This window comes from Leisingera sp. ANG-Vp, assembly GCF_000813725.1.
Lineage (GTDB): Bacteria > Pseudomonadota > Alphaproteobacteria > Rhodobacterales > Rhodobacteraceae > Leisingera.
Map to the genome: position 1 here is coordinate 228,942 of NZ_JWLD01000044.1, position 12,838 is coordinate 241,779.

Consider the following 12,838-nt stretch of genomic DNA (forward strand, 5'->3'; position numbering starts at 1 on the left):
AAGCCAAGGCGTTCAAGAACGCCTTGGCCGGTCAGGGATCACTTGGTGCCGAACATCCGGTCGCCGGCATCACCGAGGCCGGGCAGGATGTACCCCTTCTCGTTCAGCTGCCGGTCCAGCGAGGCGGTCACGATCGGCACATCGGGGTGGGCTTCCTTCATCCGCTCAACGCCCTCGGGCGCGGCCAGCAGGCAGAGGAAGCGGATATCGGTGGCGCCCGCTTCTTTCAGCAGGTCGATGGCAGCGGCCGAGCTGTTGCCGGTGGCCAGCATCGGGTCAACCGCGATCACCAGCCGGTCCTTCAGCCCTTCCGGCGCCTTGAAGTAGTACTGCACCGGCTTCAGGGTTTCCTCGTCGCGGTAAAGGCCGACAAAGCCGACGCGGGCCGAGGGCACCAGTTCCAGCACCCCGTCAAGCATGCCATTGCCCGCGCGCAGGATCGACACCAGCGCCATTTTCTTGCCCGCCAGGATCGGCGCTTCCATTTCCTCCATCGGGGTGTCGATCGTGGTGGTGGTCAGCGGCATTTCGCGGGTGATTTCATAGGCCAGCAGCTGGGTGATTTCGCGCAGCAGGCGGCGGAAGCCCTGGGTGGAAGTTCCCTTGTCCCGCATCAGGGTCAGCTTGTGCTGGACAAGCGGGTGATCAACAACGGTCAGGTGGTCGGTCATGGGGGCACTCCTAAAATTTGGCTTTTCGCGCTTTTACGGGCTTGGCTGCGGCAGGCAAGCAGGTTTTGACCATGAGGTCAAAGAAAGCTTTTACCGGGACCTTGGGCCGGGACATCCAGATGGGCGGCGATGGAGGCCGCCACATCGGCGAATTTGACCTGCCCGATAATGCCGGCGTCAAGCCCTGCGATCAGAACAGGCACCTGTTCGCGGGTGTGGTCGGAGCCGGGCCAGCTGGGATCGTTGCCATGATCAGCAGTAAGCAGCAGCATATCGCCCTCGCGCAATTTAGGCAGCAGGCGGCCCAGTTCCGCGTCGAACCACTCCAGCGCCCGGGCATAGCCGGAGATGTCGCGCGGGTGGCCGTAGACACTGTCGAATTCAACAAAATTGGCGAAGGTGAGGCTGCCGTCCTCCGCCGTGTCCACCGCATCAGAAAGATGCTGCATCAGCTTGGCATCCGGGCCTTTTTTCAGCGTGTCGATACCGGACATTGTGAAGATATCACCGATCTTGCCAATGGCATGGACCGTGCGCCCTGAGTCCTGCACCCAGTTGGTCAGCACCGGCGCCGGCGGTTTGATCGCATAGTCGCGCCGGTTGGCGGTGCGGGTGAACCCCTGCTCCGGCGAGCCGGTGAAGGGGCGTGCAATGACCCGCCCCACCTTCATGGCGTGCAGCCGCGGGGCAACCGCTTCGCAAAGCGCCAGCAGCCGGTCCAGGCCGAAGCTCTCTTCATGCGCGGCGATCTGAAAGACGCTGTCGGCGGAGGTATAGCAGATCGGCTTACCTGTGCGCATGTGCTCGGCACCGAGGTCATTGATAATTGCCGTTCCCGGCGCATGGCTGTTGCCAAGAATGCCATCTGTGCCCGCCCGGGCGGCGACAAAAGCCGTCAGATCTGAGGGAAACGACGGCGCCGCGTCGGGGAAATAGTGCCAGTCCCAGGGCACGGGCAGGCCTGCCAGCTCCCAATGGCCTGACGGAGTGTCTTTGCCGGGGCTGAGTTCACGAGCGCAGCCCCAGAGCCCTTGCGGTTCGGCGTCCAGTCCTGGAAACGGCACGGCCGAGGCCAGCCGCATTGCGGCGCCCAGGCCCAGCCGCTCCAGATTGGGCAGGTTCAGCGGGCCGCTGCGGCCTTCCTCCGCCTGCCCGGCAGCGCAGGCCTGGGCGATATGGGCCAGTGTATTGGCGCCAAGGTCCGGCAGATCGCCGTTGAAGAACTTTCCGGCATCCGGGGCACCGCCGATGCCCGCGGAATCCATCACCACTAGGAAGGCACGGGCCATCAGGAGATCCTTTCGTGAACCAGCGGCGGCAGCTCTGCGGGCTTCTCCTCAATGGCAATGGCGGCAAGGACAGCGGCTTCCGCCGCCTTTGCGTCATCCTCGCTGGCGGCATGGATGCATGCGATCACATCCCCTGCCGCGACCTCTTGACCGAGGCGGGCCATGCCGGAGACACCTACGCCGGGATGGATGCGGTCGCTCTCCACCATCCGGCCCCCGCCCAGGCCGACAACTGCCAGGCCAAGCGCCTCGCCGTTCATTGCCGCAACATGTCCCGCGGCGGGGGCTTTGACGTCGTGCTGCACCTCGGCGCCCGGCAGATGGGCCTGCCAGTTCCCGGCAAAATCAGCAGGGCCGCCCATTGCCGCAATCATGCGTCCAAAGATATCAGCCGCGTGGCCATCGCCAAGGGTGGCGGCAATCCTGGCCGCGCCGTCCTGCACATCGGTGGCAAGGCCCGCGTGGACCAGCAGCTCGCCGCCCAAAGCGGCAGAAATCTCAACCAGCGGACCTGCGGCCTGCCCGGTCAGCAGCCGCATCACTTCCGCCACTTCCAGCGCATTGCCCAGCGAGGGCGCCAGCGGCTGGTTCATGTCGGTGATCAGCGCGGAGGTCCGGCAGCCCGCGGCATTGGCCACGTCGCACATGGATTGTGCCAGCGCCCGCGCCTCTTCGGCCGTTTTCATGAATGCGCCCGAGCCGATCTTCACATCCAGCACCAGCGCGTCCGGGCTGGCAGCCAGCTTCTTGGACAGGATCGAGGCAGTGATCAGCTCAATGCTTTCAACTGTCGCGGTGACATCGCGGATGGCGTAGAACCGTTTGTCCGCTGGCGCGATCTGCGCGGTTGCGCCGACAATGGCGCAGCCCACGTCCTGCATCATGCCCTTCAGGTGATCTTCGCTGACCTGGGTATTGACGCCGGGGATCGCCTCCAGCTTGTCCAGAGTGCCGCCGGTATGGCCCAGGCCGCGGCCCGAGATCATCGGCACATAGGCGCCGCAGGCGGCCAGCGCAGGTGCGAGCAGCAGCGAGACGCAGTCCCCCACACCGCCGGTGGAATGCTTGTCGAGCACCGGGCCGTCGAGGTCCCATTTCAGCACATCGCCGGTGTCGCGCATTGCCAGGGTCAGCGCCCTGCAGCCCTCAGTGCCGATGCTTTGGAAACAGGCGGCCATGGCAAAGGCCGCAGCCTGGGCGTCGGTGACATCGCCATTTGCCAAGCCATTGGCAAACCAACGCAATTCATCCTCGCTTGGCACCTCGCGGCGCCGCAGCTTGGCGTTTATGGCCCGGGCATCCATCAGCTGCGCTCCATATGGCCGGCATCAAAGGCACCGGGCAGCAGCTCGCCGATGGTGGTTTCCTGCTCGCCGCCGTCGATGGTGCCCATGGTGACCTTGACCGCGCCTGCGCCGAATTCCTTGAGCTTCTGGCGGCAGCCGCCGCAAGGCGGCACCGGCGACGGGCTGTCGGCGATCACATAGACCTCGGCCAGCTCGGCTTCCCCTGCGGCCACCATCGCGGCAATTGCGCCGGCCTCGGCACAGGTGCCTTCGGGATAGGCCACGTTTTCCACATTGCAGCCGACATAGATCTGGCCCGAGGCTGAGCGGATGGCGGCGCCAACCTTGAAATTCGAATAAGGCGCGTGGGCGTTTTCACGGACGGCGGCGGCGGCGGCTTTGAGGCTCATGGACGATTCCCCGTTTTTTTGATCATCTGGTCAAGATGCCGCAGGATAGCGGTTGCAGCAGGGAAAGGTGAAGCCCTGCCTTTCCATTTTTCGGTTAATTCACTGCCCGCCTGCCCCCGCTGCTGGGCGGGCAGTGCACATTGATCAGCCAAGCGTGGTGTTAAATACACCGGGCAGCGTCACCTCCAGCAATTCAACATCGCTTGACGGACCGCTGAGACGGGTCTTCATGCCGGGCGGGATCACAAAGGCATCCCCCTGCTCCAGACGGTACGGCTCGCGGCCTTCTCCCTCCAGCGTCACTTCGCCATTCATCACAAAGGTAAAGTGAATGTCAGTGTCATGCGCCGCCCACTGCGGATCGCCTTCCCCCCGGCGCACCACCTGCACGCCCGCCACACCCTTGGTGTTTTCGGCAATCGTGGTGTCGCGGCAGATGTAGCCCGGCAGGCGGAACGGCATCCACTCGGCGCCTTCCGCCGTGTTGTAGACGAACCGCTGGCCCTGCCATTCGCGCTCTGGCCGGTAGTGCGGTGTCGGAAGTGTCATTTCGTGATCAATTTCAGTCACATGCTCGGCCGGAACGCCGATCTCGATCACCTGCACATTGTCGCTGGCCTCCAGCACCCGGTGGCGGATTTCCGGCGGCTGGATGAAGCAGTCACCCGCGGTCAGGCGCATCTTTTCGCCCTGATCCTCGTAAACAACATCAACCCAGCCGTGGATACAGAAGATCAGCTGGAAGCCGACCCGGTGGAAATGCACCATGTCGGGCACCGGGCCGCCGTCAGGGATGCGGATGTGGCTGGCGATGATCGAGCCGCCCAGCCGGTCCGGCACCAGGTCGCGGTAATGCATGCCCGCGCGGCCAATGATCCAGGGCGCCTGATCTTTCAGGCGGCGCACCACGAAGCTGTGCACGGTCTCCGGCATCACCATCGGCGGATGCCGCTCCTCGATCTCGATCTTCGTGCCATTGGGCGCGAACAGGCGGCGCCGGCCTTCGGCAAATCCATCAGGATCTTCAGTCAGAATGCGGATTGTGCCGGGGCTTTCCTCTGCCCCTTTTTCAACCCTGAGCCGCAGCCCATGGCCGGAAAAGACGGCGATGCGCGGATCATCGGCCGGGTAAATCGAATCCATCTTCATGCCCAAGACCTTGGTAAAAAACGGAATATCGTTGCGCAGCTCATCTGTCGGCAGGCGGAATTCGGCGATTACGTCGCTCATTTTTCACTCCCAATTCATTTGGCAGGAGAGTGACGGTGCGGCAATGTGATTGCAAGAACCCGCCACCGCCCCTGCCGCCGCGTTCATTTGCGTCAGTTTGGACTAGGTTTCCGGCAGGAAAAATGGTTTAACGCTAAACAATACGATTTCCGAGGAGCGCCAGATGTCCGATTCCCAGAACCTGCGCCAAGCCGCGCTCAACTATCACGAGTTTCCGCAGCCCGGGAAACTTGAGATCCGCGCGACCAAACCGATGGCCAACGGGCGCGATCTGGCCCGCGCTTATTCGCCCGGCGTAGCCGAGGCCTGCACCGAGATCAAAGCGGATGAAGCCAATGCCGCCCGCTATACCTCGCGCGGAAATCTGGTTGCGGTTGTGTCAAACGGCTCGGCGGTTCTGGGGCTTGGCAACATCGGCGCGCTGGCGTCCAAGCCGGTGATGGAAGGCAAGGCGGTCCTCTTCAAGAACTTCGCGGGCATCGATTGTTTTGACATTGAAGTAAACGAAAGCGACCCGGAGAAACTGGCGGATATCGTCTGCTCGCTGGAGCCGACCTTTGGCGCGATCAACCTCGAAGACATCAAGGCGCCGGATTGCTTTGTGGTGGAAAAGCTGTGCCGCGAGCGGATGAACATTCCGGTGTTCCATGACGACCAGCATGGCACCGCAATTGTGGTGGGGGCCGCGGCCAAGAACGCGCTGCATGTGGCGGGCAAGAGCTTTGAGGACATCAAGATCGTCTCCACCGGCGGCGGCGCGGCAGGGATTGCCTGCCTCAACATGCTGGTGAAGCTTGGGGTGAAACGCGAGAACATCTGGCTCTGCGATATCCACGGGCTGGTTTATGAAGGCCGCGAAGAGGACATGAATCCGCAGAAAGCGGCCTTTGCCCAGGCCTCGGACAAGCGGACATTGGATGAGGTGGTGGATGGCGCCGACCTGTTCCTTGGCCTCTCCGGCCCCAATGTGCTGAAGCCCGAGATGGTGGCGAAGATGGCAGAGCGCCCGATCATCTTTGCGCTGGCCAACCCGACGCCCGAGATAATGCCCGAGGCTGCCCGCAAGGTGGCGCCGGAGGCAATCATCGCCACCGGGCGCAGCGATTTTCCCAATCAGGTCAATAATGTGCTGTGCTTCCCTTTCATTTTCCGCGGCGCGCTGGATGTGGGGGCAACCGAGATCAATGACGAGATGCAAATCGCCTGTGTCGATGGTATTGCCGAGCTGGCCCGCGCAACCACCAGCGCCGAGGCTGCGGCGGCTTATAAGGGGGAGCAGCTGAATTTCGGCGCGGATTACCTGATCCCCAAACCCTTTGACCCGCGTCTGGTGGCGGTTGTCTCTTCGGCCGTGGCAAAGGCCGCGATGGAAAGCGGCGTGGCCACCCGCCCTATCGAAAACATGGACGCCTACCGCCAGAAGCTGAACCAGACGGTGTTCAAGTCGGCGCTGCTGATGCGGCCGGTGTTCGAGGCGGCCCGCGCTGCCGCCCGCCGCATTGTCTTTGCCGAGGGCGAGGATGAGCGGGTGCTGCGCGCCGCCCAAGCGATCCTGGAAGAAACCACCGAGACGCCGATCCTGATCGGCCGCCCGGAAGTGATTGAGCGCCGCTGTGAAAAACTGGGGCTGGACGTGCGCCCCGGCCGCGACTTCCAGCTGGTGAACCCGGAACACGACCCGCGCTACTACGACTACTGGAACAGCTACCACAAGCTGATGCAGCGCAAGGGTGTGACGCCGGATCTGGCCAAAGCGATCATGCGTACCAATACCACGGCGATCGGCGCCATCATGGTGCACCGCGGCGAGGCGGACAGCATGATTTGCGGCACATTCGGCGAATACCGCTGGCATATGAACTATGTGCAGCAGGTTCTGGGCGGCAACAGCTACTCGCCGCACGGGGCGCTGTCGATGATGATCCTGGAGGACGGGCCGCTGTTCATCGCCGACACCCATGTGCGGATCGAGCCGACCCCGGAACAGATCGCCGAAACCGTGATGGGCGCTGCCCGCCATGTGCGCCGCTTTGGCATCGAGCCGAAAATCGCGCTGTGCTCGCAATCGCAGTTCGGCAATATCTCCTGCGACACCGGCTCGCGCCTGCGGGACGCGCTGGAGATCCTCGACGACAAGCGCCGGGATTTTGCCTATGAGGGCGAGATGAACATCGACACCGCGCTGGACCCTGAGCTGCGCGGGCGCATCTTCCCCAACTCGCGGCTGGAGGGTGCGGCCAATGTGCTGATCTTTGCCCATGCCGACGCGGCCTCGGGGGTGCGCAACATCCTCAAGATGCGGGCCGGCGGGCTGGAAGTGGGGCCGATTCTGATGGGCATGGGCAACCGCGCCCATATCGTCTCGCCCTCGATCACCGCCCGCGGGCTTTTGAACATGGCCGCCATTGCCGGAACCCCGGTGGCGCACTACGGTTAATCCGGCGGCCCCATTAGCCGGCCGCCCATCCAGGGAGGCCAGTTATGAGAGGGCATTGCCACTGCGGCGCAGTGCATTGGGAGAGCCAGGCCGAGGCGGCCTGGAGCTGCTATTGCCACTGCGCCGATTGCCGCCGCAATTGCGCGGCACCTGTTACCGCATTTTTCGGACTGCCGCATGAGGCAGTGGAGTGGTCCGGGACTGAGCCGGCAGTCTACCGGTCCTCAGAGGATGTCGAACGTCTGTTCTGCGGCAGCTGCGGCACCCAGATGGCCTACCGCAATGCCAAAGACACGGTGAACATCCACCTCTATACGGCAACGCTGGAGAGCCCCAGCGATATGCCGCCGCGGTTCCATGTCTTTCATTCCGAGCATGTCACCTGGCTGGACCTGAAAGACACCCTGCCCCGCTATGCCAAATCCTCGGGCGGGTGATTCCCGGATTGCCGCGGGTGTTTGCAGCAGAAGAATTTGCAGTTTTGCAAATCGCCTTGGGACCAGGGCGATTATTCTGCAGCAAAGCCCTGTTTGCAAAACAGGCAACCTGGCAGCCGCAGCTTTGCTGTAAACATTTTACAAACCCCTCGAGTTCGGGGCGTGAAGCTGTAAATTCCTTGACCAACCTTGCGTGAGAACGGCTCAAAACTTGCCCGTTTGACGCATTCTCGCCTACGCAGAGTGCAGGAGGAGATGAACACCATGGGATATCAGGATATTTACGCCGGCTGGAAACGGGATCCGGAAGGTTTCTGGATGGACGCGGCGCAGGCGATCAGCTGGGACGAAGCCCCGAAACAGGCGCTGTTTGACAAGGGCGACGGGCTTTACGAGTGGTTTGCCGATGCCAAGGTGAACACCTGCTACAACGCCGTCGACCGCCATGTCGAAGAGGGCCGCGGCGAGCAGACCGCGATCATCTATGACAGCCCGGTCACCCAGACCAAGCGTGCAATCTCCTATGCCGAGCTGCGCAACCGCGTTGCAACTCTGGCTGGCGCCCTGCGCGCCAAGGGCGTGGAAAAAGGCGACCGCGTCATCATCTACATGCCAATGATCCCCGAAGCGCTGGAGGCGATGCTGGCCTGCGCCCGTATCGGTGCGGTGCATTCGGTGGTGTTCGGCGGCTTTGCCTCCAACGAACTGGCGGTGCGGATCGACGATGCCAAGCCCAAGGCGATCATCGCCGCCTCCTGCGGGATCGAGCCGGGGCGCACCGTGCACTACAAGCCGCTGCTGGACGGCGCCATCGACCTGGCCGCACACAAGCCGGACTTCTGCGTGATCTTCCAGCGCGAGCAGGAAGTGGCAGAGCTGGTCCCGGGGCGTGACGTGAACTGGCACGGGTTCCAGTACGGCGTGGAGCCTGCCGAATGTGTGCCGGTTGAGGGCAACCACCCCTCCTATATCCTCTACACCTCCGGCACCACCGGCCAGCCCAAGGGTGTGATCCGGCATACTGCCGGCCAGCTGGTGGCGCTGAACTGGACGATGAAGAACATCTACAACGTCGATCCCGGCGATGTGTTCTGGGCCGCCTCGGATGTGGGCTGGGTCGTGGGCCACAGCTATATCTGCTATGCGCCGCTGATCCACGGCAACACCACCATCGTGTTTGAGGGCAAGCCGGTGGGCACCCCGGATGCAGGCACCTTTTGGCGGGTGATTTCCGAGCATAAGGTGAAAAGCTTCTTCACCGCACCGACTGCTTTCCGCGCGGTGAAACGCGAGGATCCCAAGGGCGAATACGTCAAGAAATACGACCTCTCCTGCCTGAACCAGGTCTATCTGGCCGGCGAGCGCGCCGATCCCGACACCATCACCTGGGCGCAGGAGCAGCTGGGGACGCCGGTGGTGGACCACTGGTGGCAGACAGAGACCGGCTGGTCGATTGCGGCGAACCCGCTAGGGATTGAGGAACTGCCAACCAAGCTGGGCTCACCGGCGGTGCCGATGCCCGGCTATGAGGTCGATATCCTCGACGAAGGCGGCAACCCGGTGGCGCCGGGCGAGCTGGGCGCCATCGCAGTGAAACTGCCGCTGCCGCCGGGCACTTTGCCGACGCTGTGGAATGCGGAAGAGCGGTTCCGGAAAAGCTATCTCACCACCTTCCCCGGCTACTATGAGACCGGCGATGCCGGCATGAAAGACGAGGACGGCTACCTTTACATCATGGCGCGCACCGATGACGTGATCAATGTGGCCGGGCATCGCCTCTCAACCGGCGGCATGGAGGAAGTGCTGGCAGGCCACCCGGATGTGGCGGAATGCGCGGTCATCGGTGTGGCAGACAGCCTCAAGGGGCAAATGCCGGTGGGTTTCCTGTGCCTGAATGCCGGAGCTGACCGCGACGACGCAGAGGTGGTGTCCGAAGTCGTCAAACTGGTGCGTGAGAAGATCGGCCCGGTGGCGGCCTTCAAGCTGGCGGTGGTGGTAGACCGTCTGCCCAAGACACGCTCCGGCAAGATCCTGCGCGGCACCATGGTGAACATCGCTGACGGCACCCCCTGGAAGATGCCTGCAACGATCGACGACCCGGCGATTCTGGACGAGATCACCGTTGCGCTGCAGACAATCGGCTACGCAAAAGCCTGACCGATTAAAGAACCTGAGAATTACCGGATCCGGGCGGCTTTGCCGCCCGGTTTTGCTTGCAACTCCGCCCCGCCCGCCTAGGCTGCGGCCAAGGAGGCATAAGCATGGAAAACACCGGCATCTGGCGCCTGAGCGCCACCGAGCTGACAAAGCTCACCCGCACCGGCGACGTCAGCGCGGAAACGGCAGTGCAGGCCTCCATCACCCGGATGAATTCGGTCAATCCGGAGCTGAACGCAGTTGTCGAGGATTTAAGCACCGAGGCGCTGGAACGCGCCCGCGGCTTGGACCAGGCGCGCGCGGCAGGCGCCGAGCCTGGACCTCTGCACGGCGTGCCGGTCACCATCAAGATCAATATCGACCAGAAAGGCCATGCAACCTCCAACGGCGTGACCGCGCTAAAAGACCTGATCGCCCCGGCGGATGCCCCGGTGGTGGAAAATCTGCAAAAGGCCGGTGCGGTGGTGATCGGGCGCACCAACACGCCCGAATTCTCCTTTCGCGCCGACACCGACAACCCGCTGCACGGGCGCACCCATAACCCCTGGGGGCGGCATATCTCGCCGGGCGGCTCCTCCGGCGGCGCCGGTTCTGCAGTGATGGCCGGGATCGGCGCCCTGGGCCATGGCAATGACATCGGCGGCTCCTTGCGCTTTCCCGCCGCCGCCAATGGCGCGGTGACGGTAAAGCCTGGCCTCGGCCGGGTCCCTGCCTGGAACCCCAGCCAAAGCGCCGAGCGGGGGCTGCTGGCGCAGCTGATGTCCGTGCAGGGGCTGATTACCCGTTCGGCCGAAGACCTGCATCTGTCAATGCCCAGTCTGGTCGCCCCGGATCCGCGCGATCCGTTCCATGTGCCGCTGCCCTGGCGCGGCGAAGATCTTGAGGGCCCCGTCAAGGTCGCCTTCACTAAAAACACCCACGGCTATGACCTGCACCCCGAGGTCGGCGCCGCGCTGGATTTTGCCCGCGACGCGCTGACCGACGCGGGCTACGCGGTTGAGGAAATAGAACCTCCCAATGTATTTGAGGCCGGGCGCACCGGGTACCGGGCGCTGATGGGGGAGATCTATGCACTGATGAAAGGCGACGTGGATGCGGCCGGATCGCAGACCGTGCGCGATATCTTTGCGGTCTATTTCCAGGAGTTCCCGCCCTTCGCCGGAGAGGAGCTTTTGCAGATGATGGCCAAGCGCACCCATTATGCGCGCCAGTGGTCACTGTTCCTGGAGGATTACCCTCTGGTGCTGTCGCCCTTCCTGCCGCAGCCTTTCTTCAAGCCGGACCGAGATACCGAAGGGGCGGAAGGGGTGCATGAGGTGCTGGGCTGCGCAGTCTATTCCTATGCGATGAACTTCCTCGGGCTGCCTGCGGCCTCGGTCCCTGCCCGGCTGGCGGCGCTGCCGGGTGGCCCCCAGCCCATCAACGTGCAGATCGCCGCCCGGCGGTGGCGCGAGGACCTGGCCGTGGATGCCTGCGCGGCAATCGAGGCAAGAGCCGGCCGCATGTGCCTGCCGCTGTGGGAAAGGATGGACGGGGCAACAGCCAGACCGGACTGACCAGGCGTTTTTGGCAATCAGGCTCATTGCAGGTGATAGAATTGCCAAAGCAGGGCTGGCCTGATCCCGGAATTTTCAGGCGGGATCAACACGTACAAGCACCTAAGGTCCCGGGGAACGGACTGAACCGGCCCCCGGGGAACTTCCAACCCAGATCACTCGCTACAATACATGCTCGACTAGCCGCATTCGTTGAACCTGGCGTTCTGTCTCAGGTTCCGCGGGCTTGACCGGCAACAAGAATTAAACTGGAACGTACAAACACGCCGGCACGGCTCTGTGGCACTTCAGCCCTTTGACAGGTGTCATCCACATCCGCCTGTGGGTAAATCATCGCACAGAATCGTTACCTGTTTCTTCACAAATCCGTGAAGCCTGCATTAAAGCATCAGGTAAACTGCTCAGAAATAAGCCTTTCCTCCAGGCCATGCCCCGGATCGAACAGTATTTTATGGCGGATTTCCGGGTCGGTCCGGATCTCGACCCAGTCTATATCCGCCACCGAAATCGAGTCCGCATCCGCCATCACCGGGCGCTTGCCGGCTTCCAGCACGTCAAACCGCACCATCGCGTTGCTGGGCAGCAAGGCCCCGCGCCAGCGCCGGGGCCGGAACGCGGCAATTGCCGTCAGAGCCAAGACATCAGCGCCAATCGGCAGAATCGGACCATGGGCGGAATAGTTGTAGGCCGTGGAACCGGCAGGCGTCGACACCAGCGCCCCGTCGCAGACCAGCTCTTCCATCCGCACGCGCCCGTCCACCGAAATCCTGAGCCGCGCCGCCTGCGGGCCTGCCCGCAGCAGCGACACCTCATTGATCGCCAGCGCCTTGTGCACATTACCGCGCCGGTCCATGGCGGTCATCGACAGCGGGTTGATGATCTCCTGCTCGGCTTCCTCAAGCCGTTCGATCAGCCCGTCCTCGCGGTATTCATTCATCAGAAAGCCGACGGTGCCGCGGTTCATGCCATAAACCGGCGCGGGGTGATTCACCATGGTATGCAGGGTGCGCAGCATGAAGCCATCGCCGCCCAAGGCCACGATAACATCAGCCTTTTCCGGCGTCTCCTGGCCGTAGCGGCGGCTCAGTGTTTCCAGCGCCTCTTGCGCCACATCCACTTCGCTGGCCAGAAATGCGATTCTCAAACTCATGAAATCTGTTTCCGGTGTTAGGCAACTGGTTCCGAAACAATCACAGCTTTCCGCCGATGACCATAGTTGCCGTTCTGTCGCAGGGATATGTCGTTTTACGGGGTTCCGGCGCAATGAAGTTTCCGATAGGAAATCGCTCAATTCTGATCCCTTCTCTAACGGAGCCACCATGACTGAAGCGACCCGTGATCCCGGCTTTTTCACCCAAGCGCTGT

The 12,838-nt window shown here is 62.9% G+C and carries 10 protein-coding genes; 4 read left to right on the forward strand and 6 right to left on the reverse strand.

Features of this window, described 5'->3' with window-relative positions; genetic code table 11:
* Nucleotides 1–38: 38 nt before the first annotated feature.
* From upp to RA20_RS15295, 5 genes are all read right to left on the reverse strand, one after another.
* Nucleotides 39–671 (reverse strand): uracil phosphoribosyltransferase, encoded by a 633-nt coding sequence (gene upp, locus RA20_RS15275; protein WP_039130463.1) that lies wholly within the window; start codon nucleotides 669–671, stop codon nucleotides 39–41.
* A gap of 77 nt (nucleotides 672–748) precedes the next feature.
* On the reverse strand, nucleotides 749–1,960 hold the full coding sequence (locus tag RA20_RS15280; RefSeq protein WP_039130466.1) for a phosphopentomutase: 1,212 nt from the start codon (nucleotides 1,958–1,960) through the stop codon (nucleotides 749–751).
* A complete protein-coding gene (locus RA20_RS15285) occupies nucleotides 1,960–3,264 on the reverse strand; it encodes a thymidine phosphorylase (protein WP_039130469.1) in 1,305 nt (434 codons plus the stop codon). Before RA20_RS15285 ends, RA20_RS15280 begins: the two co-directional genes overlap by 1 nt.
* Nucleotides 3,264–3,656 carry a cytidine deaminase gene (locus RA20_RS15290; protein ID WP_039130471.1) on the reverse strand — a complete coding sequence of 131 codons (393 nt, stop codon included), beginning with the start codon at nucleotides 3,654–3,656 and terminating at the stop codon, nucleotides 3,264–3,266. The genes RA20_RS15285 and RA20_RS15290 overlap by 1 nt, the downstream gene beginning before the upstream one ends.
* 144 nt (nucleotides 3,657–3,800) lie before the next feature.
* On the reverse strand, nucleotides 3,801–4,886 hold the full coding sequence (locus tag RA20_RS15295; protein ID WP_039130473.1) for a cupin domain-containing protein: 1,086 nt from the start codon (nucleotides 4,884–4,886) through the stop codon (nucleotides 3,801–3,803).
* 163 nt (nucleotides 4,887–5,049) lie between these two features.
* Between RA20_RS15295 and RA20_RS15300 the strand changes: the two genes are divergently transcribed.
* The 4 genes from RA20_RS15300 to RA20_RS15315 all read left to right on the forward strand — a co-directional run bounded on the left by RA20_RS15300 (nucleotide 5,050) and on the right by RA20_RS15315 (nucleotide 11,473).
* Nucleotides 5,050–7,323 carry an NADP-dependent malic enzyme gene (locus tag RA20_RS15300; RefSeq protein WP_039130475.1) on the forward strand — a complete coding sequence of 758 codons (2,274 nt, stop codon included), beginning with the start codon at nucleotides 5,050–5,052 and terminating at the stop codon, nucleotides 7,321–7,323.
* Nucleotides 7,324–7,367: 44 nt separating this feature from the next.
* Nucleotides 7,368–7,760, forward strand: coding sequence for a GFA family protein (locus RA20_RS15305; RefSeq protein WP_039130479.1), 393 nt, complete (start codon nucleotides 7,368–7,370; stop codon nucleotides 7,758–7,760).
* Nucleotides 7,761–8,024: 264 nt separating this feature from the next.
* Nucleotides 8,025–9,917 (forward strand): propionate-CoA ligase PrpE, encoded by a 1,893-nt coding sequence (prpE, locus tag RA20_RS15310; protein WP_039130544.1) that lies wholly within the window; start codon nucleotides 8,025–8,027, stop codon nucleotides 9,915–9,917.
* A gap of 104 nt (nucleotides 9,918–10,021) precedes the next feature.
* Nucleotides 10,022–11,473, forward strand: a complete 1,452-nt coding sequence (locus RA20_RS15315; protein WP_039130481.1) for an amidase family protein — start codon at nucleotides 10,022–10,024, stop codon at nucleotides 11,471–11,473.
* A gap of 388 nt (nucleotides 11,474–11,861) precedes the next feature.
* Here the strand turns inward: RA20_RS15315 and RA20_RS15320 are convergent, their stop codons facing one another.
* Nucleotides 11,862–12,623, reverse strand: coding sequence for an NAD kinase (locus RA20_RS15320; protein WP_039130484.1), 762 nt, complete (start codon nucleotides 12,621–12,623; stop codon nucleotides 11,862–11,864).
* Nucleotides 12,624–12,838 lie beyond the last annotated feature (215 nt).